The 19656-nt window shown below is 62.7% G+C and carries 17 protein-coding genes, 1 tRNA gene and 1 riboswitch; of the genes, 10 read left to right on the forward strand and 8 right to left on the reverse strand.

Annotated elements, in window-relative coordinates:
• Positions 1 to 35 precede the first annotated feature (35 nt).
• Complete coding sequence (locus tag A0W34_RS04715; protein WP_007734361.1) at positions 36 to 1463, reverse strand: threonine/serine ThrE exporter family protein; 1428 nt, start codon at positions 1461 to 1463, stop codon at positions 36 to 38.
• Positions 1464 to 1585: 122 nt separating this feature from the next.
• Between A0W34_RS04715 and A0W34_RS04720 the strand changes: the two genes are divergently transcribed.
• Positions 1586 to 1657: transfer RNA gene (locus A0W34_RS04720), tRNA-Thr, on the forward strand.
• 70 nt (positions 1658 to 1727) lie between these two features.
• Here the strand turns inward: A0W34_RS04720 and A0W34_RS04725 are convergent.
• The 5 genes from A0W34_RS04725 to A0W34_RS04745 all read right to left on the reverse strand — a co-directional run bounded on the left by A0W34_RS04725 (position 1728) and on the right by A0W34_RS04745 (position 6063).
• Entirely contained in the window at positions 1728 to 2525 is a 798-nt protein-coding gene (locus A0W34_RS04725; protein WP_003945473.1) for a GAF and ANTAR domain-containing protein, read from the reverse strand.
• Between the two features lie 478 nt (positions 2526 to 3003).
• A complete protein-coding gene (locus tag A0W34_RS04730) occupies positions 3004 to 3819 on the reverse strand; it encodes a hypothetical protein (RefSeq protein WP_003945831.1) in 816 nt (271 codons plus the stop codon).
• A gap of 47 nt (positions 3820 to 3866) precedes the next feature.
• Entirely contained in the window at positions 3867 to 4181 is a 315-nt protein-coding gene (locus A0W34_RS04735) for a DMT family transporter (protein ID WP_007734365.1), read from the reverse strand.
• Positions 4182 to 4195: 14 nt separating this feature from the next.
• A riboswitch (guanidine-III (ykkC-III) riboswitch) is annotated at positions 4196 to 4261 on the reverse strand.
• 43 nt (positions 4262 to 4304) lie between these two features.
• A complete protein-coding gene (locus A0W34_RS04740; protein ID WP_081557391.1) occupies positions 4305 to 5576 on the reverse strand; it encodes a hypothetical protein in 1272 nt (423 codons plus the stop codon).
• Complete coding sequence (locus tag A0W34_RS04745; protein WP_081557392.1) at positions 5563 to 6063, reverse strand: hypothetical protein; 501 nt, start codon at positions 6061 to 6063, stop codon at positions 5563 to 5565. The genes A0W34_RS04740 and A0W34_RS04745 overlap by 14 nt, the downstream gene beginning before the upstream one ends.
• Positions 6064 to 6209: 146 nt before the next feature.
• Here A0W34_RS04745 and A0W34_RS04750 point away from each other — a divergent pair, with 146 nt between their 5' ends.
• Positions 6210 to 6926: a response regulator transcription factor gene (locus A0W34_RS04750; RefSeq protein WP_007734368.1), complete on the forward strand. Its 717-nt coding sequence runs from the start codon at positions 6210 to 6212 to the stop codon at positions 6924 to 6926.
• The gene (locus tag A0W34_RS04755; RefSeq protein WP_081557393.1) at positions 6923 to 8374 is read left to right on the forward strand and encodes a sensor histidine kinase; all 1452 of its coding nucleotides are present in this window, start codon (positions 6923 to 6925) and stop codon (positions 8372 to 8374) included. The genes A0W34_RS04750 and A0W34_RS04755 overlap by 4 nt, the downstream gene beginning before the upstream one ends.
• Before the next feature lie 25 nt (positions 8375 to 8399).
• Here the strand turns inward: A0W34_RS04755 and A0W34_RS04760 are convergent, their stop codons facing one another.
• Entirely contained in the window at positions 8400 to 9710 is a 1311-nt protein-coding gene (locus A0W34_RS04760) for an alanine racemase (RefSeq protein ID WP_054781563.1), read from the reverse strand.
• 47 nt (positions 9711 to 9757) lie between these two features.
• A complete protein-coding gene (locus tag A0W34_RS04765; protein WP_058039182.1) occupies positions 9758 to 11233 on the reverse strand; it encodes an amidohydrolase family protein in 1476 nt (491 codons plus the stop codon).
• Between the two features lie 203 nt (positions 11234 to 11436).
• Here A0W34_RS04765 and A0W34_RS04770 point away from each other — a divergent pair, with 203 nt between their 5' ends.
• The 7 genes from A0W34_RS04770 to A0W34_RS04800 all read left to right on the forward strand — a co-directional run bounded on the left by A0W34_RS04770 (position 11437) and on the right by A0W34_RS04800 (position 19601).
• Entirely contained in the window at positions 11437 to 12282 is an 846-nt protein-coding gene (locus tag A0W34_RS04770; RefSeq protein WP_007734371.1) for a M55 family metallopeptidase, read from the forward strand.
• Positions 12283 to 12490: 208 nt separating this feature from the next.
• A complete protein-coding gene (locus A0W34_RS04775; RefSeq protein ID WP_037132270.1) occupies positions 12491 to 13771 on the forward strand; it encodes an MFS transporter in 1281 nt (426 codons plus the stop codon).
• A gap of 14 nt (positions 13772 to 13785) precedes the next feature.
• A complete protein-coding gene (locus A0W34_RS04780) occupies positions 13786 to 14643 on the forward strand; it encodes a tryptophan 2,3-dioxygenase (RefSeq protein WP_003945883.1) in 858 nt (285 codons plus the stop codon).
• Between the two features lie 143 nt (positions 14644 to 14786).
• Positions 14787 to 15881: a M20 family metallopeptidase gene (locus tag A0W34_RS04785; RefSeq protein WP_081557394.1), complete on the forward strand. Its 1095-nt coding sequence runs from the start codon at positions 14787 to 14789 to the stop codon at positions 15879 to 15881.
• 68 nt (positions 15882 to 15949) lie between these two features.
• Complete coding sequence (locus tag A0W34_RS04790) at positions 15950 to 16822, forward strand: GNAT family N-acetyltransferase (RefSeq protein WP_070161505.1); 873 nt, start codon at positions 15950 to 15952, stop codon at positions 16820 to 16822.
• A complete protein-coding gene (gene menC, locus A0W34_RS04795; protein ID WP_081557395.1) occupies positions 16819 to 17934 on the forward strand; it encodes an o-succinylbenzoate synthase in 1116 nt (371 codons plus the stop codon). Before A0W34_RS04790 ends, menC begins: the two co-directional genes overlap by 4 nt.
• A gap of 47 nt (positions 17935 to 17981) precedes the next feature.
• Positions 17982 to 19601, forward strand: a complete 1620-nt coding sequence (locus A0W34_RS04800; protein ID WP_058039306.1) for a PucR family transcriptional regulator — start codon at positions 17982 to 17984, stop codon at positions 19599 to 19601.
• Positions 19602 to 19656 lie beyond the last annotated feature (55 nt).

Here is a 19656-nt window from a genome sequence, read left to right on the forward strand (position 1 = left end):
CGTCAGGTGCCCAGCTCTTTCTGCTTGAACGACGCCTACTTCTCGGTGACGGGAACTCGACGCCTGCGCTTGCGGACCATCGGGCGACGTAGCGAGTCCACGCGCATCAGAATCCGTGGACGACGCAGCGTGCGCGCTCCCCATTCGCCGAGCGTGACGCCCGCGGCCAGGGCGCAGCCGATGCCGAAGGCCGACAGCAAGGCAGTCAATCCGATCAGTACCTGGTCGTTGAGCAGCGCGTACAGGCCTCGGTACAGCGACAGACCGGGGAGCAGCGGAGTGATGCCTGCGACCGCGACAACCAGCGGAGGCGTCAGTGCGCGGCGAGCCATCAGGCCACCGGCAAGACCGACCACGGTTGCGGCGATTGCGGCGGCGATCACGGGACCGACGTCGAGTGTCTGCACGAAGATCGACACACCACTGCCTGCCGCACCGCCCAGGAACGCCGCGGTGAGTGCACGCCGCTCGGCGTAGCAGGCGAGCGCGTAGAACACCGACGCACACGCACCGGAGAGCATGAGGATCGGCAACTGTGTGATGGTGGAGACTTCCACATTGATCGGTGGAAGCGTCGAACCCAACATCCCGGTCATTCGCAACGAGATTGCGACGCCCGCGATGATGCCGCCCGTCATCATCACCACTTCGAAGAATCGCGCGACAGCTGTAATGGGTGCACCCATGATCGCGTCCTGGACCGAGCCCACCAACGACAGCCCGGACAGTAGAACGACCACTCCGGCCGCGATGACCAACGACGGCCGGATACTGATCCCCAGCTGGTCCTGAAATGTATAGAGCGTGGCGGCAGGCGCAGCCGCGATGAGACCACCGACAACCTGCTGGAAGAAGAACGGCAACCCGAACCGGTTCAGTACGCGGTTGACTCGATCGATGACCATCGTCGTCAGAAACGCGACTGTGGCAACGAGGAACCCGCCGCCGAGCAGGACGGAGACCGAAGCCGCCATCGCCGCCCAGGCCATGGTCGCGGTCCACCGGTTGTACGGGTGCGGCGCCGTCGTGATGGCTGTGAGCGCGTCGTGCGCTTGGTCCGGTGTGATCGCCTCACGGCGGATACGACGTGTCAGACGGTCGACGGCCGCCAGCCGCGTGAAGTCCATCGAGCGGTAGTGGACGATGCGCATCGTGCTCGCCGGCGGTCGCGTCGGGCCGCGATAGGCAGAGAGCACAATCGAGTTGTAAGTGACGTCGACGTCACACTGGGCAAGGCCGTACGTGGCGGCGATGAACTGCACCTGCTCAGCGGTGTCCATGGCCGCGGTTCCGGATGCGAGGAGGACTTCGCCCACCCGAACCGCGAGGTCCAGGACCTCTGCGACGACGGCGTCGTCTGTCAGGTCGATCGGTTGAAGCGGTGCGGGAGCCGACGTGACCGTGTCGACGGTGGCTTGCCGGTTTCCCGTCAGGCGTGTGAGTACTTCGGTGAATTTCGCCATCAGGGGGCGGAGTGGGAGTTGCGCATGGGGCCCACGCTATCTAACGTGACCCGCGCGCGGCCACCGCGACGGCTTGGATATGATGGCTCCGCAAAGTCAGTCGCGGCAACGCGTCGGTCTTCGCCTCCTTAGCTCAGTGGTAGAGCACTCGCCTTGTAAGCGAAAGGTCGTCGGTTCAATCCCGACAGGAGGCTCCGAAAGAGGAGGCACTCACCAACGTGGTGGGTGCCTCTGTATTTGCTGAGGTGCCGATAGGCGCCCGGTTCAGTTGGTCTCGGGCTTGTTCGTAGCCTGGCGCGGGTCGATCGCGCCGTCGATGTACTGCTGGGCGATCACTCGCAGTTTGACGTTGCTGCGCTGCGAGTCCTGGATGAGAATGCGGAAGGCTCGGTCGGCGTCGACGTGGTGGGTGCCCATGATGATGCCCTTGGCCTGTTCGATGACGCCTCGCGATTCGAGTGCTCGCTCGAGGTCCATTGCGTGCTTTCTGGCGATGTCGAGGCGCTGCGAGCTGTGCAGCGCGTAGGCCGAGGTTACGGCGAACAGTTGGAGCAATGCCACGTCGGCGCCGGTGAAACCTCGGAGGTCGTGGCTGTAGAGATTGAGGGTTCCGAGCGGGCGTTCCCGGCCAGGCAGTGGCATGGACAAGAAGCTGACGGCGCCGACTGCCTTTGCCGCGCTTGCGAATTGAGGCCACCGGCTGTGGGCTTCGCTGGCATGTGCGCGGACAACGGTTCCCGTGCGTGACGACGTCACACTCGGTCCGTAGTCCAGTCGGAATTGGATCGAGTCGACGGTGCGAACAAGTTGGTGGGTGGCGGCGACGGTTCGGAATGTCGTGTCCGAACCGCCGATGGTAATTCCGGCCATGTCGGCGTCGGCGATGAGATCGACGGCATGCCTGCAGACTTGTTCGAGAAATTGCTCGGCCTGGGCATGTGGATCGAGGTGCGCGTACAGCGATTGCAGGGCGTCCGAGGCGGCGTCCAGGCTGTCCTGCGACGCGGAATTTCGGCCCCCGGTAGGGCCGCGGTGTCCTCTGGCGATGCGCGGCGCCGTCATTGTCTCAACCACCCTTCCCCATCACGTCGCAGGCATGTCCGATTCGTCTCATTGTTGCACCGGACTAACTGTTGTGCACTCTGTTTCGGTGGACAAGTGTCTGATGGGGCGGACGGTTATGTGAAGTGGTCTGCGTATGCCCAATCGTGATGTTTGATTCGGCCGTTAGCGGGTAGTGCGCCGATCTTGGAATTATGTTGTCCTGCAACAGTTAACGTGGAAACTGCGACCGGGGTACAAGTTTTCTCCGCAATGGCGCGCAGGTCACGAACTTGGCCTATTGTCAGCGCCAGCGCACAATCTTGTACGCGTAACCCGTAGACAGTGAAGGGGATACGACGATGAACGGACTGATCGCGGCTCTGAACAGTGGAATGACCGTTGGCTTGGCCAACACGATCCTGACTTTCGGCGGAATCATCATCAACCTCAACATCGTGATCAACAACTGACCGCGTAATCGGCGAGTAACCGTTTGTTATGCCGATTCGATCGGAAGGTCAGGCCCTGGGCGGTCGCTCTTGCTCTTGAGCCACCGGTTGGGAAGTTTGCCGGCAAGTTCTCCGAGTGGACCGACTGCAGCGCTGAGGATTCCGACGGTTTCCTGAAGGACCTCGATGCTCGCGCTCATCCGCTCGAGGTTGGGGGCGAGGGAAGTCAAGGTGTCGGACAGTGCAACGATCTGGTCAAGCGGGCCGCCTTCGGCGATGAGCCGTTCGAAGGCGCCGTTCTCTGCCAGGAGTGTTTCGAGGATGCCGTTCTCGGCCAGTGCGCGATCGATGACACCGTCCTTGGCAGTCAGGCGTTCGACGGCACCGTCTTGCGCTGTCAGGCGTTCCAGCGGACCGTCCTCCGCCATCATTCGGTCGAGGAGACCGTCCGGCGCGAGCAAGCGTTCCAATGCGCCGTTCTCGGCGAGCACCCTATCCAGCGGTCCGCCGGGGGCAAGAAGTCTTTCGAGTGGTCCGCCGGGAGCGAGCAGTCGTTCGAGAGTGCCGTCGGGTGCAGTCAGTTTGTCGACCGGGCCGCCGGGAGAGAGAAGTCGATCGAGTGGCCCACCGGGGGCCAAGGCCTGCCCGATGGGCCGATCGTCAGCGGTGAGCGATGACAACTGCTGGATCATCTGCATGGGTCCGCGGGGGCTTGCCAAGCCGGCAGCACCCGCCGTCACGGCGCCGGTATTACCGACGGCGATACGAACTGTCGTGACCGTCAGCTCGGCGATTCCCAAACTGATCTCTGCGGCTGCAATGCCCGCGCGTAGGGGAAGCGTGAGCATCTCCAGCAGTTTCATGCGTTAACTGTAACCGGTAACACACAAACACTCACCAGGATCGCCGGTCAGTGAAGGACCTTCAGACCGACGACACAGCCGACGATGCCCAGGATCAGCAGTATCTTGACGATCGACGTGGACTCCGCGCCGGTGATCATCGCATATCCCACGGTCAGGGCGGCGCCGATGCCGACCCAGATCGCGTAGGAAGTCCCGATGGGAAGGGTACGCATTGCATACGCGAGGCCGGCCATACTGACGATCAGGCCGAGGACGAAGACGATGGTAGGCGACATCTTGCTGAATCCGTCGGACTTACCGAGTGCGGTAGCCCAGACAGCTTCGAAAAGTCCGGAAATGACGAGCACGATCCATGCCATGGTGAACAACTCCCAAGGCACCGTCTTTTCGCTGGCCGGGTACGGTGCGCTCGTCCGGATGTCGTCGTTGACCACCCAACCATAGCAACAGAATTCTGCGTTCCGACCCGATCAGCTGGCGATTTAGGTCACCACCGCCGTTCGAACCCGCTTCAGATGGATGGTCGACACGGCCACCACGATCGTCGCCGTCGCAGCGAGAACAGTCAGAGGAATCGGCGTGTTCACGGCGGCCGGTCCGTGTTCGACGAGCACACCGGTAGACCACCCGAATTCCCGCGAGCCCGGGTCCAAGAAGGTCGGTGAAACCGAGAACAACGTGAAAGCGACGGGCAACATCGCCCCGCTCGAGACTGCTCCGACGGCAACAGGCATGCATGACGTGACGGCCAGTCCCAGCGCAAGCGGGAGGACGAGGACGTAGGCAACCGTGGTCGGGGCGGCATCCAGCAATCCCGAGAGTGCAGTCACGGCAAGGAGTCCCAGCCCGAGTTGCGCCATCGGTCTTCTCCAGCCGACGACGACGCCCAACGCCAGGGCAGCAGCTCCCGCGGGCATCGCCCAGGTCCAGTCGGATGGAAAGGAAATCGAGCTGACCGAAACCGCGCTGACTGCCATTCCGACGAGTACGAAACGACCGTCGTGTGGCGGCAACCGCCAAGCCAGTGCGACGGTAACGGCAACCGCCAATACCACCGCGATCACCCATGACCCAGGTGATGTCGTCGAGCCCAACCACACATAGAGAGCCGTGAATACCAGGGGCAGAACAACTCCCAGCTTCACCAGGCGTGCGTCGATGTCGCCCGGCTCCTGATTCGGTCGTGAGAGTGCGGCGACTCCACCCACGAGAAGAGTTGCGGCGAGCAGAATCCAGACGGGAACCGTGGACGGCACGGGGTAGGAATCGCCCGGAAGTGTGAGCGACCACCTGGGGACGCGATCGCGCCACAAGTCCGCTGCGCCGAAGTACAGGGTCGTCGTGGTTACGCCGAGTCCGAGAGCGGTTTGTGCTCCGCGGTGACCCTTCGTCGGAAATGCCGCTGCCGCGAGGAAAGCGCCTGCTCCGATTGCGTTCAGAGTCACCGAAATCTGGGCGGAGACGGGGACGAATGCAGGTAGCGCGATGGCGAGGGCGCCGACTACAGCGAAGACACTCGCGAGACCGCCACGTCCCCAGCGATGCAGTAGCGCTACGCCGACGGCCGCAACCACAGCGGCAGTTGCTCCCGCCCACTGCGGCGTGATCACCACCGAGATAACGCCGGCGTCGGAGAAGGAGAAGTCGTCAACTCGGGACTCGGCCACTGCGTACGCGGCTACCACACCGCCGACCAGCGCGGACGCCACAGGACCGTAGAGCTGAGCGATTTGAACTGGGCTACGTTGCTGCATAATTCGTCGAATTTTTGCACAACTCGCCTATACGACTTATCGTCACATCGCCGTGCGGATCAATCCACACCGGTTCCCCGTCTCGAAGTCGAGGAACCAGCAGATGGCGTCCTCGACTCGGCCACTGAACGAAGTCGTAGCCGGCCAAATTTGTCTGAACTGCGTCGGCGACCCACACCGCAGCGTCCGCGAATGCAGTCTCCATCGACAGTGCGTTGAAGTAGCTGAATCCGCTGATGTTACGTGTGCCTTGCCAGCCGATCGTGACGTTGTAGTCGCTGTTGATCGAAAATTCCCAGATCAAACGGTCGACAACAACTTCAGGTCCGAATCGCAGGCAACGCAGATCTTGGGCAACACCTGCGAGGGCCTGTGCCCAAGACTCCGGTGGCGCGAAGCCGGGATCCTCGCCGGTATCGGAGTTGTTGGTGAACAGAGGAATACGCCAGGTCAAGCACTCCATGTTCCACAGTGGGGGTAGTGACATGCCGCATCCTTCCGATTCGTGGGCCTGCACCCCAGCTTTTCAGCTGCACCCGGCTTTTCACCTGTACCTAGTCCATCACATGCACTCGGCCGTTCACAGGAAGCTCCCAGGGAACATACAGCGGGAATCCAGTGGCAGGGGAGAAGATGGTTCTCGTGACCGACAAGACCCCCGAAGCCCGCATCCTCGTTGTCGACGACGAACCCACCATCGTGGAGTTGCTCTCCGTGAGCCTCCGATTCCAGGGTTTCGAGGTGGCAACTGCTTCGAGCGGCGCCCAAGGCCTGGACGTCGCACGGACATTCCGTCCCGACGCGATCGTTCTCGACGTCATGATGCCCGGGATGGACGGCTTCGGTCTGCTTCGACGCCTGCGCGCCGACGGTGTGGACGCGCCCGTCCTGTTTCTGACGGCGAAGGATTCGCTCGACGACAAGATCAGCGGCCTGACCCTCGGCGCGGACGACTACGTGACCAAGCCGTTCAGCCTCGAAGAAGTCGTGACGCGGTTGCGGGTCATCCTGCGCCGCGCCGGTCGCGGGGTCGCGCCGGAGCAGTCGCCGCGGGTGAAGTTCGCCGACATCGAACTCGACGACGACACCCGCGAGGTCTGGAAGAAGGGCGAGTTGGTTGCACTCTCGCCCACCGAGTTCACACTGCTCCGATACTTCATGGTCAACGCCGGGACGGTTCTCAGCAAACCGCGGATTCTCGACCACGTCTGGAATTACGACTTCGGTGGGGAGGTCGGAGTTGTCGAGTCCTACGTTTCCTACCTGCGGCGCAAGGTGGACACGGGGGAGACACCGCTGATTCACACATTGCGTGGGGTCGGCTACGTGATGCGTGAACCGCGGCAATGATCGCCGCCGCGGAAAACGATCAGCTTCCGAAGCGGGGTCGTTTCCGTCTCCATTCACTGCCGCTGCGCTTCACCCTGGTTGCGGCCTTGCTGGTGTTGGCCGCGCTGGGTCTGTTGGCGTCGGGTGTAGCGGTCACTTCTGCTCTCGAGAATTCACTGACCCAGCGAACCGACAAAACGCTGTACGAAGCGGTCGACGGTTGGGCAAAGCCGCACAGCAGAGATCTGCAGCCGCCCAGTGACGTCGGCCCGGGCACCCGCCCACCCAGCCCCTTCTTCGTTCGGACCGTGACCCCGGACGGACGGGTGATCATCCTGAACGACAAGTCGACGACGACCGAACCCGACCTGTCGAAAGATTCCACCAACGGCCCGATCACCGTCGGATCGAGCGACGGTTCGGACGTGAACTGGCGGGTTCTCACGACGGTCCGCGACGGCACGACCACGACTATCGGTGTGCGACTGACGGATAACGAGCAGACCGTCGACGACTTGGTCGGCCTGCAACTCGGCATCGGCCTGGTTGTCCTGCTGATCCTCGGCGGCGCAGCGTATTTCGTGGTTCGTCGGAGCCTCCGTCCGCTTGTCGAGGTGGAGGAAACTGCCGCTGCCATTGCCGCCGGCGACCTTCATCGACGTGTTCCGGAGCGCGATGACCGCACCGAGGTCGGTCGACTGTCCGTGGCGCTCAACGGAATGCTCGCGCAGATTCAGCACGCATTTGCCGCGACCGAGGCTTCGGAGGAATCGGCCCGGCGTTCCGAGGAGAAGATGCGTAGGTTTGTCGGCGACGCGAGCCACGAGTTGCGCACACCCTTGACGACTATTCGTGGGTTCGCCGAGTTGTATCGCCAAGGCGCCATGACTAATACGGAAACGCTGATGAACCGGATCGAGGGCGAGGCGTCGAGGATGGGACTTCTGGTCGAAGATCTGCTCATGCTGGCAAGACTCGACGAACAGCGTCCACTCGAGAACAAGCCTGTGGATCTGCTTGCAGTTGCGGCGGATTCGGTACAGGCGGCACGAGCGATCGCACCGGATCGAACTGTCGAACTTCAGATGACCGGCGGCCCAGGCCTGCCCGAAGTGCATGGTGACGAGGCCAGACTGCGTCAGGTAGTTGCCAATCTGGTGGGCAACGCGATCAAACACACGCCGCCGGATGCGCAGGTCACCGTTCGTGTCGGTACGACCGAGAACTCCGCGGTGGTCGAGGTTTCGGATACCGGTCAGGGTTTGAGTGACGAGGATGCCGCGCGGATCTTCGAGCGTTTCTACCGCGCCGACACCTCTCGCACCCGTGAGACCGGGGGCGCCGGTCTCGGCCTGTCCATCGTTTCGGCTTTGGTTGCAGCGCACGACGGAACCGTCAGCGTCGAGACCTCCCTCGGGCAGGGGACGACGTTCCGCGTCGAATTGCCGCGTGACCCGAAGGACGACTGACGCCGGATTGCCGCAACCGGTCCCCTCAGAAGTAGGTGTGCACCGTGCCGACGACGCGGTAATCCGAATCGACCTCGGGAATCAGTGACCATTTGTCGAATGTGGTGCAGGGATGCGAGATTCCGCAACCGAGCAGATCGCCGACCTTCACGTCGAAGTCAGCCGGAACGTCGACGTACGCGTGCTGGTCGTTGAGTGCGGTGATCGTCAGCTCTCGCGCTGATCGGTTGGATCCGTTGCGTCGGCGCCACAGGACTATGGGAAAGCCTGCGTCGGAACCGACATCGCGGCGGCCGAAGCCCAGGATCACCCGTCCGGGTTCAGGTATGGAAAGCACTACACCCCAGACCTCTGCGGCTCCCTGCAGAGTTCGCGGACCGTCAGCCCACGGCGAAGTTTCGGCATAGAGACCGTGATCATGGGTGATATAGCAACCGCTGCGCAGCACGATGCGTACACCGTTGTCGAGTGCCCACCGGCCGGCCAGCTCGCGTACGACCAGATCGTGAAACGCACTGCCGCCGAAAGTGACCAGTGGCCGGGGAGCCTTCGCGGAGTTGTTCTCGAACAGGTTCTCGGCAACACAGATTTCCGTGAAAACCCGCGCGGATTTGAGATACGAATCGACGGAGATACGGCGGGCTGCTACCGAGGCTCCGGGCATCATGCCCTCGAACCCCTCGACTCCGGTGAGAATCAACGAAGGTGCCTGCGATGCTGCGCGTGCGACGTCGAGTGCTTGCTCGACAGTGCGAGCGCCCGCGCGTCCGCTGTCGTAGCCGAGTTCAACGAGAACCCGGATACGGCTGGCCGGTGAGACTTTCGCGATCAACTGTTCCATCAGGCGGACGCTCTCGACCGAGTCCACGAGGGTGGTGACGAAGAAATCGGGGTCGGTGGCCTGGGCGTCGCAGATCCACCGAATACCGGCGGGATCGAGAACCTGGCTGGCGATGATGATGGTGTCCACACCGAACTCACGCAGAATGCGTGCCTGCGCAACGGTTGCCGCCGTCATCGCCCAAGCCCCGGCGTCGAGTTGCCGTCGAACCAGTTCGGGGCTCATCGTGGTCTTCGCGTGAGGCGCCAGATCCACATCGTGGTCGGAGCAGAACTGCGCCATGAGGTCGACATTGTGCGCGATCGCTGCACGGTTGAGTGTCATCACGGGTAGCAGGAGGTTGCCGTCGAGTGCCGAGATCCCCAGCGGCTCGAGGTCGGAACCGTCGCGACCTTCGAGGTCGGTGCCGAAGGCCTTGTGCTGCCAACCGATCGGGGGGTTCGCGAAATCCGTCATGGCATCGATTGTGCCGTTGATTGCAGACGATGTGTTCATGTGTGGTGACTTTCTGTCAGAACTATGCAGGTCAGAATGAGATCCGGCTACGAGCGGCGTACCGGGCGACCAGGCAACGCGTCCTGGACCACGACACCGTCTTCGACGACGGGTACTCCGCCGACCAGCACGCGGCTGATACCGGTGGAGGGGCGGGTGCCGTCGATGTACGTGGCGTTGTCGGTAATTCGCTCGGGGTCGAAAACGAGGATGTCCGCGTCGCTACCGGGGCTGATCCGACCTTTCGTCGCCATCGAGGGAACCGACTCCTCCAGAATCTGCGCAGGGATCAACGAGCAGCGCGCGATTATCTCCGACAGCGACAGCAGTCGACGCTCGCGGTACAGCGTACGAATCGCACGTGCATAGGTGCCTGCGCCGCGGGGGTGGCCGAGTGCCTTCTCCGGCAGTGGCCACTGCAATGAGTCGGCAGGCGAACGGCCGGGCCAGGTCAGTGGCATCGCGTCGCTCGCGATGGCGGCGCGATCGAAAGTCATCGCCCGTTCGAGGAATTCGCGCTGCACGGTGTCGTTCTCGTCGAGGAACTCCACCAGCACCAGTCCACCGGGGTCGGTGGCCCGAAGATGTTCCAGCTGCTTGCGGTCCGCGATACGTTCACCGGTGGGTACGAATGTCAGCGACCGTGGTGTCAGATTCATCAGGTGCAGCTTGTCGGGATCGAGAAATGCAGCTCCGACGGCCGTCGACCCGGAACCGTACGGATACGCCTCCGTCGTGACGCGCGATCCGGCTGCCTGAACCTGTGCCACCACCGACAGCGCGTGGTCGACGTGCATTCCCGAGGTGCTGTTGACGTGGCAGTAGTGCATGTGTGCGCCGGTTTCGGCTGCTGCACGGGCGATTTCGACGGCACCATCCACCGGGCTCGACGGATCGGCCGAGATGAGAGGGCGCGCATGGGTATAGGTGGGAACACCGGCTCGCGCCGCGAGATCCGCCACCTGTAGGTACTCCACCGGATCGGATTTCGGCGCGTACCCGACCACCACGCCGATGCCGAGAGCGCCTGCGGCCAGATCGTTTTCGAGGAGTTCGAGAATGTGGGCGCGCTGAGAGGCGGTGGGCTCGCCCTGCCAGCTCGGGGAACCGAGATGGTGCAGGAGCGTTCTGATGTCGCCGTCGGGATCGGCCCCTGAGAGTTCGATCATTCGGGCGTGCGCCCACGACGTCGCGTAGCCGTAGTTGATCGGGCGGCCCTCGGCGCCGGCCCGGGCATATGCCTTTGCAACAGGAATGACGCCGGCTTCCAGTTCGAGGGCCGTCGTGACTCCGTCCAATGCCTGAAGTCGCTGCTCGGCGATTTCCTGTCCGTGGCTGTGCAGGTCGATGAATCCGGGGCAGATGACCTGACCGGTCACGTCGATCGTCTGCCGGGCTTCGATCGCGTCGCGACCCCACGCCGAGACCTTGCCGTCGGTGATCGCGATGCCCCGTACCTCGTCTGTCCCCGATGCGGGATCGACGACACGGCCGCCGGTGAACACGATGTCGTGGACCTGCATCAGCGCTGCACTCCTGTCGTTGGTCGAACCGCCTGGCCCGGCGAATGTCCCGATGGTTTCACGGCTCGGGTATCGGATTCTGGTGTGAACGTCCCAAATGGAGGCCGACTCACCGTTCGAGCGGACAAGAAACGGATGCGCTCGAGTGTGAAGGTGAAAGCGAAGTTATCAATTCAGCCGATTGAGATCGATGGAGGACAGGAATGCACGTCTATATTTCGGTGGACATGGAGGGTATCGCGGGTATCGCGACGCTCGATCAGACGATCCGCGGCGGTGGCGGCTACCACCGTGCGCAGATGCTCATGACCGCCGAGACCAATGCCGCGATCGCCGGTGCGTTCGACGCCGGTGCGACGAGCGTCCTGGTCAACGACAGCCACGGAACGATGGACAATCTGCTTCACGCCGACCTGGATCCACGGGCGCGTCTGATCTTCGGAACACCGAAGATGCAGTGCATGGCGGAGGGACTGACGTCCGATCACGACGTCGCGCTGTTTGTCGGCTATCACGCACCCGCCGGTGGGCCCGGCGTCCTGGCGCACACGTTCTCGAGCTTGTTCGCCGACGTCCGCCTCGACGGCAAGTCCGTCTCGGAGACCGACGTCAACACCCTCTACGCTGCCACCCAGGGCGTTCCCGTCGGCCTGGTGACGGGTGACGACATCATCTGCGGCTTGGTCGACGCGGCCTCGCCGACAACCGAGACCGTCGAGGTCAAGAAGGCACATGGATGGTCGGCAACCAATTCGCTGCCGCCGTCGCTGGCGTGCGAGCAGATCCGAGCAGGAGCCGAGCGCGCAGTGCGTAAGGCCGACACACTGAAGCCGGTCGAGCTGCGTGACGAATGGACCCTCGAGATCGTTCACCCCACCACCACGGGAGCTGAACTCGCCGAGGCTGTTCCCGGCTCGCGACGGATTTCGGATCGTACGATTTCGCACACACTCGGCAGCGTCGACGACATTCTCGGTCTGATCACTGTCAATGCCCGGCTTGCAGCCGCAGGCGTCTCGACGATCGTGGCAGTCGCCAATCGCACGTAGTGAAGTAGCGACTCCATCGCGAAATGCCGCCGACGCCGTGTGCGCCGGCGGCATTTGTCATCTCTTGGGGCAGAACATGTTCCGACCGACCAATCGTTGCTTCGGCTATTGGTGAAACGGACCAATGCGGTAGACGTGTTCGCTGTCACACTTCATCAGTCTTTTCGATGTTCCAGTCCATGCGGCACAAGACAATTCGGGAGGCTTGATGAAGGCGGAACGCGTCACAGTGGAAGGACCGTCGCGGGCGAGCGACGGTCCGGTTCGAAATATGATGGACAACAGGTCGATTCGTCGTACGACCACCGTTACGGTGGGGCTGCTCAGTACCATCTGGTTGATCGACATGGTGGATCGCGTCATGATCGGGCTTGCGCTTCCGATGATCGGCGACGAATTCTCGCTCAGCAGTACGCAGTTGGGTGGCGTGGTCTCGGTATTCGCGATCTTCTACATGCTCGGGCAGGTCCCCGGCGGAATGTTGGCCGACCGCTTCGGACCCAGGCCCCTGTTGATCGTTGCTTTGATCCTGTGGTCGGTGTTCACAGCGTTGACAGGGTTCGCGTGGGGTCTCGTCTCGCTGATGGTCATGCGTGCGATGTTCGGCATCAGCCAGGGGCTCTTTCCAGCGGCGTCGTTCAAGGCTTTGGCTGAGCGGACGCGTCCGAAAACCAGAGCGACCGCGATGGGTTTCATGCTCGGCGCCAACAACCTCGGCCCCGGCATCGCACCGCTGATCATCGCGCCGGTCCTCATGGCCGTGGGGTGGCGTGACGCGTTCTGGCTGGTGGCGATCGTCGGCGCAGTGATCGGCACGGTGGTGTGGTTGGTGCTGCCCGCACCGCTGGACACGGAAATCTCGGAAGATCCCGAGGCAGCCTTGCAACCTCTGGCGAGCGAGCACTCTCGCGCCGCGGTGTTCAAGTCCGCGTCGGTGTGGAAGTTCGCGATTCTGTTCTGCCTGGCCAACATGTCCGCGTACGGGCTGATGACCTGGGTGCCGAGTTATCTGCTCAACGACAAGGGACTCTCGCTGATCGACACGGGAATCTTTGCCGCAATTCCCTTCATCGTCACGGCGCTGGCCACGATTGTGGGCGGGCGGTTGGTGGACAAGTACTTCCACGACCGGGCCAGGATCCTTCTGGTTCCGTGTATGGCCACGTCGGCAGTCCTTTTGTTCCTGATGACCACCGCTGACACCGTCGCGATGTTCACGTTCTACGAGACGTTGGCTCTAGGCATCAGCGGTCTGTGTTCGATGTCGATCTTCGCGATGCCGTTGCGGGCACTTCCGGCCGAATTCCTCGGTTCCGGAATGGGTTTGATCAACGGTTGTGGTCAGTTCGCCGGTTTCATCACCCCGCTCGTGATGGGATGGATGGTGGACCAGTTCTCGTACATGGCTGCATTCGGAGTCCTGGTCGGAGCGACGAGCGCTGCCGCATTGGTGGCCATGATCGTTCCGCAGACCCCGGCGAAATTCTGACAAGGAGACCGAAGATGTCGGCAACGGACGGCACACGAAAGATCGAAGACGACGTCGTCACCGATTTTTCCGGGAAGATGAGTTACGGGGCCTACCTCGGACTCGATACCCTCCTGGATTCGCAGCACCCGGTGAGCGAGCCGGAACACCACGACGAACTCTTGTTCATCATTCAGCACCAGACCAGCGAGTTGTGGCTCAAGCTGTTTCTCCACGAGATTCGGGCGGCCAGAGCAGCGATCGCTGCCGACGACATTCGGGTCGCGTTCAAGCGGATCGCACGTGTCAAACACATTCAGGCCACCTTGACCGAGCAGTGGTCGGTGCTGGCGACACTGACGCCGGCGGAGTATGCGGAGTTCAGGGGCGTTCTCGGCAACTCGTCGGGGTTCCAGTCGTACCAGTACCGCGCCGTGGAATTCGTGCTCGGAAACAAGAACGCGGGCATGCTGAAGGTGTTCGAATCGGATCCGTCCGCCCATCGATTGTTGGAGACCCTGCTCGGGGAGCCGACACTGTACGACGAGTTCTGGCGGTACCTGTCCAGGCAGGGGTACGACGTTCCGGCGTCGGCTCTCGAACGAGACGTCAGCGCGCCCTACGTGCGAAACGACGAACTGATTCCGCTGGTCAAAGCAATCTACGAGAACGTCGAACAGCACTGGACGGCGTACGAGGCGTTCGAGGAGTTGGTCGACCTCGAGGAGAGCTTTCAGCTGTGGCGGTTCCGGCACCTTCGGACCGTGCTGCGGGTGATCGGCATGAAGAAGGGGACCGGCGGTTCGAGTGGTGGTGCCGGCTTCCTGCAACGTGCGCTGGAGTTGAGCTTCTTTCCCGAGCTGTTTGCCGCCCGAACAGAGATCGGTACCTGACACACCTGCTTGATGACACCCAGCTGTTCGTGACACACGACGAATCCGAGCCCGAAGGACAGGAGTCTTGGACAAGATCCGACAGGGTCGCTTCGACCAAGCTTGACTGCGAAGTTGCAAGTCGGTGACAGGAGAGCGTCGGAGTGGACAAGAAATCAATGGTGGCAGACCTGGCGGCGTTGGTAACCGCCGAGTCGCCCAGTTCCGATCTCGGCGCAGTCGATGCATGTGCGGACGTGGTGGCCGAAATCGGCGAACGCCACCTCGGAAGCACCCCCGAACGTATCCGCATCGACGGGCGCCAGCACTTGCGTTGGTCGTTCGGCGCGGAGCCGAAGGTGATGCTCCTGGGCCATTTCGACACCGTCTGGCCGCTCGGAACGCTCGCGGAGTTGCCCTGGTCTGTCACCGACAACATCGCCACCGGACCCGGAGTCTTCGACATGAAGGCCGGCATCGTCCAGCTCTTCCACGCGCTCGCATCGCTTCCGTCGCTCGACGGGGTGGTCGTGCTCCTCAATTCCGACGAGGAAATCGGCTCCCCGACCTCGCGCGCACTGATCGAGGAGCAAGCACGTCAGGTCGACGCGGTGCTGGTCCTCGAAGCCGCAGCCGACGGCGCAGTGAAGACCGCGCGCAAGGGTATGTCGCTGTACTGCGTCGACATCGAGGGACGCGCTGCACACGCCGGACTGGAACCGGAACGAGGTGTGAACGCTGTAGTGGAGCTCGCACACCAGATTCAGGCCGTGGTGGAGCTCGCGGACCCGGTGGCGGGAACGTCGGTGGTGCCGTCCGTGATCAGTGGCGGCACGACCACCAATACCGTTGCAGCGCAAGCGCAACTGTGGTGTGACGTTCGCATGTGGTCGGCGACGGAACAGGAACGCATCGACCGTTCGATCCGTGCACTGACACCGGCGCTGGCCGAAAGTCGAATTTCGGTGTCCGGAGGCCCCAACCGTGGACCACTGGAATCAGTGTCTTCGGAGAAGCTGTACTTTCTCGCTCACCAGGTCAGCAGTGAGAGCGGTTTGGGGATGCTGCGCGACTGCGCCGTCGGCGGTGCATCGGACGGAAATTTCACTGCCGCAGTAGGAACTCCCACGTTGGACGGCCTCGGTGCCGTCGGCGGTGGCGCCCACGCAGCGACAGAACACGTAGAGATAGATCAGATGATCCCGCGCGCCACCTTGTTGGCCGGTCTGGTGACTCGAATCCTGGAGGGAGGACTGTGACTATGACGTCGCCGAACAATGTCCAACGCAAGACCGTTCAACCATTCGGAGGTGTATCGCCTTCACGGATGCGGCAAGCAATCAGCCAGGCCGAGCAGGCCGCCCTGCTTGCATGTGTGACTATCGAAACCGTCACCGGGCATGCCGAGTTGGAACAGGTATTCGGTCTGTTCGAGAAGGTATGGCAGCCGGAGAGCGGTAACCCTCCCGTCCATCGGGACATGATGAAAGCGCTCGCACACTCCGGTAACTACGTCGCCGGCGCGTTTCGTGGCGGGGATCTGATCGGCGGCTCGGTTGCATTCTTCGAGGAACCGCAACACCGTTCGTTGCATTCGCACATCACGGGGATCCTCCCGAACGTGCAGAACGGGCACATCGGCCTCGCGTTGAAACTGTTCCAGCGTGCGTGGGCACTGGAACGGGGAATTCTCCACGTGCGGTGGACTTTCGACCCGCTCGTCGCACGCAATGCCTACTTCAACGTCTCGAAACTCGGTGCGTTCCCGATCCAGTATCTGCCGCGTTTCTACGCGCCGATGAACGACAGCCTCAACGGCGGCGCAGACAGCGACCGGTTGTTGATCGACTGGGAAATCGGTAGTAGCAAGGTTGCCGACGTCGTCGCCGGTTCGGGAGAAGTCCCGACTCCCGAGTCCTTGGGGGCGAGCGAACTGCTGTCCGTCTCCGAAGCCGGCCTGCCCGTGTTGAAGTCGACCAAGAATCGATTCGTCACGGTGGCTACACCGAATGACGTGTACACACTGCGTAAGTCGGACCCGACGGCAGCGAACGACTGGCGCCTGGCAGTCCGCGAGACTCTCGGTGGTGTGCTCGCCGAGAACGGAGTGGTTCTCGCAGTTACCAGAACCGGAAAGTACGTGCTGGACCGTGCGCCGGGAACACAGGCAGGCAGGACAACAGCGGAGGTTACATCGTGAAGATCGAAGGAGTTGAATTACGCCGGGCGGCAATGCCGTTGAAAGCGCCGTTCCGTACCTCGTTCGGCACCGAGACCACCAAGGACGTGTTGTTCGTCAAGGTCGTCACCTCGGAGTCGGAGGGCTGGGGCGAGTGCGTGGCGATGTCCGAGCCTCGCTACTGCTCCGAATACACGGACGGCGCCGCCGAAGTCCTTCGTAAGTTCCTGATTCCGTCTCTGGGTGAACTCACCGATCCCGACGTGCACGCACTGAGCGCGACGATGGAACAGTTCGCCGGGCACCCCATGGCCAAAGCGGCATTGGAAACCGCATTTCTCGACGCCGAGTTACGGGCTGCCGGGACGAGCATGTCTTCGTACCTGGGTGCAGTAGTCGATCGCGTACCCGCGGGTGTCTCGGTGGGTATCAAGAATTCGATCGATGAGCTGCTAGAGGAGGTAGGCGGGTTCCTCGATGCCGGATACCTGCGCATCAAACTGAAGATCGAACCGGGCTGGGACATCGAGCCGGTTCGCGCAGTCCGCGAGAGGTTCGGCGACGACGTACTCCTCCAGGTCGACGCGAACACCGCGTACACCCTGGCTGAAGCCCGCCATCTCCAGCGGCTCGACGACTTCGACCTCCTGCTGATCGAGCAGCCGCTTCCCGAAGAGGAACTGCGTGGCCACGCCAGGCTGGCCGAGATGATGCGGACGCCGGTCTGCCTCGACGAGTCGATCACCTCCGCGAAGGTCACCGCCGACGCGCTGGCAATCGGTGCGTGCAGCGTGGTGAACATCAAACCGGGACGTGTGGGCGGTTATCTGGAATCGCGTCGTATCCACGACGTCTGCAAGGCCAACGGAATTGCCGTGTGGTGCGGCGGAATGCTCGAGACCGGAATCGGCAGGGCCGCCAACGTCGCGCTTGCCGCGCTCCCCGGATTTGCCCTACCAGGCGATACATCGGCTTCCGACCGGTACTTCGCCGAAGACATCACCGAGCCGTTCGTACTCGACAACGGTTACGTGAAGGTTCCGGAAGGACCGGGTATCGGCGTCGAACCGATCCCCGACCTGCTCGAAGCAATTACCACGTCGGTCGAATGGATCGGCATGGATCGGCTTTGACGAATCACTATGACACACTTCGTTCACCGGACGAAGGAGTGATAGACGTGGGCACCGTACGACCTCGCATCAGTTTGGTGCGGCTTCTCGAAGACGTGGGAACTACGGTGCTGAATCCGGTTGTCGGCGACCCGGAGGCGGTCCAGGAGATCGCCTCGGTGGTCATTCACGACCCCGACGACGACTCACCCTCGACACCGGACTCCATGGTGCTGCTCGTCGGCGTCACCGGAGGCGAACGTATCGCGGAGTCCGTGGCCGGCCTGGCCGAGCGCGGAGTACGCGTGGTGGTCGCGCGAGTGACCGCCGAGGTCAGCGATGCGGACCGCGAATCCGTCATCGCCTCGGGCGTCGTGCTGTTGGCCTTGGCGCGAGGAGTCTCGTGGGTTCAGCTGACAAGCCTGCTTCATTCGGTGCTCTCGGCCCGAAACGAAGTCGGGCACATCCACTCACGCGGAGGCGGCCCGGCCGGCGATCTGTTCGCCTTCGCCAACGCTGTCAGCGCACTTCTCGATGCGCCGATCACGATCGAGGACCGCAGCTCACGGGTCATCGCCTTCTCCGGCCGCCAGGAAGAAGGAGACGGTCCACGTATCGCGACCGTTCTGGAGCGGCAAGTTCCTGACCAGTACATTCGAGTGCTCGAAGAGGCCGGGGTCTTCGACCGGCTCTATCGCAGCGACGATCCGGTGTGGGTCTCGGCCGAGACCCTCGGTACCAAAATGGGTCGTATCGCCGTGTCCATCAGAGCCGGCGACGAGTTCCTCGGCTCCATGTGGGTGGCAACCGGTGAGCCGATGTCCGACGACCGGATGCGTGCTCTGCGCGATTCAGCTGGGTTGATCGCGCTGCAGATGTTGCGGTTGCGCGGCGGCGCCGACGCCGAGCGCCGACTGCGCGCAGACCTGATCGCAACCCTTCTCGACGGTGGGTCAGGTGCGGTCGACGCGATGAATCGCCTCGGCCTCGGGACCGGCCCCGCACTCGTGATGGCTTTGGGTCGTAGGTCTTTCGAAGGATCGTCGAAGCCGGACGATGCCGCCCACGTGGTGCGACTGACCGACGCTCTGGCCATGCACCTCGGCGCCGTCCACTCGCAGTCGGCGGCAGCCTTGGTCAACGGAACCGGCTACGCGGTGCTGTCTGTGCGAGGGCATTCCCCGGCCGAGGCCGAGTTGCAGGCGTTCCGTGTGGCCTCGGACTTCCTGGACCGGACCGGAGCGTCCGGCGACACGATCATCGGGATCGGCCGGGTCGTGACCAGACCGGCGCAGCTGAGCCGATCGAAGCGCGACGCCGAACATGCCCTCGAAGTGTTGTTGGCGGGACGAGCGTCGGGCAGCGTCGCCACCTTCAGTAGCGTCCACGTCGATGCCATCCTGTTGGAGATCGCGTCGGAAGCTGCAGCCGAAGGGTTCTCGGACCTCGGACCGATCGAGGCGATCGCCAGCCACGACGCCGCTCATGCGACCTCGTTCGTGGACACTCTCGATGCGTGGCTCAACGCGTTCGGTGATGTCGGTGACGCCGCGGCGTCATTGCACGTGCACCCCAACACCTTTCGGTATCGTCTCAGCAAGTTGAAGGGTATGGCCGCGTTGGATCTCGACGACCCCAACGTCCGCTTCCGGTTGATGGTGCATCTTCGTCTGCGCGGTCCACGCTAGCTCGAAAGCCGAAAAATGCGGGTCGCACTGATTTCTCAGCGCGACCCGCATTCTT

This window comes from Rhodococcus sp. BH4, from assembly GCF_002079265.1.
Taxonomy (GTDB): domain Bacteria; phylum Actinomycetota; class Actinomycetes; order Mycobacteriales; family Mycobacteriaceae; genus Rhodococcus_F; species Rhodococcus_F qingshengii.

Excerpts from the sequence above, each read along its gene's own strand:
- A0W34_RS04780 (WP_003945883.1), top strand. The coding sequence starts at position 13,786 with ATGTCGGCAACGGACGGCACACGAAAGATCGAAGACGACGTCGTCACC.
- A0W34_RS04735 (WP_007734365.1), bottom strand. The coding sequence starts at position 4,181 with ATGGCATGGATCGTGCTCGTCATTTCCGGACTTTTCGAAGCTGTCTGG.
- A0W34_RS04770 (WP_007734371.1), top strand. The coding sequence starts at position 11,437 with ATGCACGTCTATATTTCGGTGGACATGGAGGGTATCGCGGGTATCGCG.
- A0W34_RS04715 (WP_007734361.1), bottom strand. The coding sequence starts at position 1,463 with ATGGCGAAATTCACCGAAGTACTCACACGCCTGACGGGAAACCGGCAA.
- A0W34_RS04740 (WP_081557391.1), bottom strand. The coding sequence starts at position 5,576 with ATGCAGCAACGTAGCCCAGTTCAAATCGCTCAGCTCTACGGTCCTGTG.
- A0W34_RS04755 (WP_081557393.1), top strand. The coding sequence starts at position 6,923 with ATGATCGCCGCCGCGGAAAACGATCAGCTTCCGAAGCGGGGTCGTTTC.
- A0W34_RS04765 (WP_058039182.1), bottom strand. The coding sequence starts at position 11,233 with ATGCAGGTCCACGACATCGTGTTCACCGGCGGCCGTGTCGTCGATCCC.
- A0W34_RS04730 (WP_003945831.1), bottom strand. The coding sequence starts at position 3,819 with ATGAAACTGCTGGAGATGCTCACGCTTCCCCTACGCGCGGGCATTGCA.
- A0W34_RS04790 (WP_070161505.1), top strand. The coding sequence starts at position 15,950 with ATGCGGCAAGCAATCAGCCAGGCCGAGCAGGCCGCCCTGCTTGCATGT.
- A0W34_RS04775 (WP_037132270.1), top strand. The coding sequence starts at position 12,491 with ATGAAGGCGGAACGCGTCACAGTGGAAGGACCGTCGCGGGCGAGCGAC.
- A0W34_RS04745 (WP_081557392.1), bottom strand. The coding sequence starts at position 6,063 with ATGTCACTACCCCCACTGTGGAACATGGAGTGCTTGACCTGGCGTATT.
- A0W34_RS04750 (WP_007734368.1), top strand. The coding sequence starts at position 6,210 with ATGGTTCTCGTGACCGACAAGACCCCCGAAGCCCGCATCCTCGTTGTC.
- A0W34_RS04725 (WP_003945473.1), bottom strand. The coding sequence starts at position 2,525 with ATGACGGCGCCGCGCATCGCCAGAGGACACCGCGGCCCTACCGGGGGC.
- A0W34_RS04760 (WP_054781563.1), bottom strand. The coding sequence starts at position 9,710 with ATGAACACATCGTCTGCAATCAACGGCACAATCGATGCCATGACGGAT.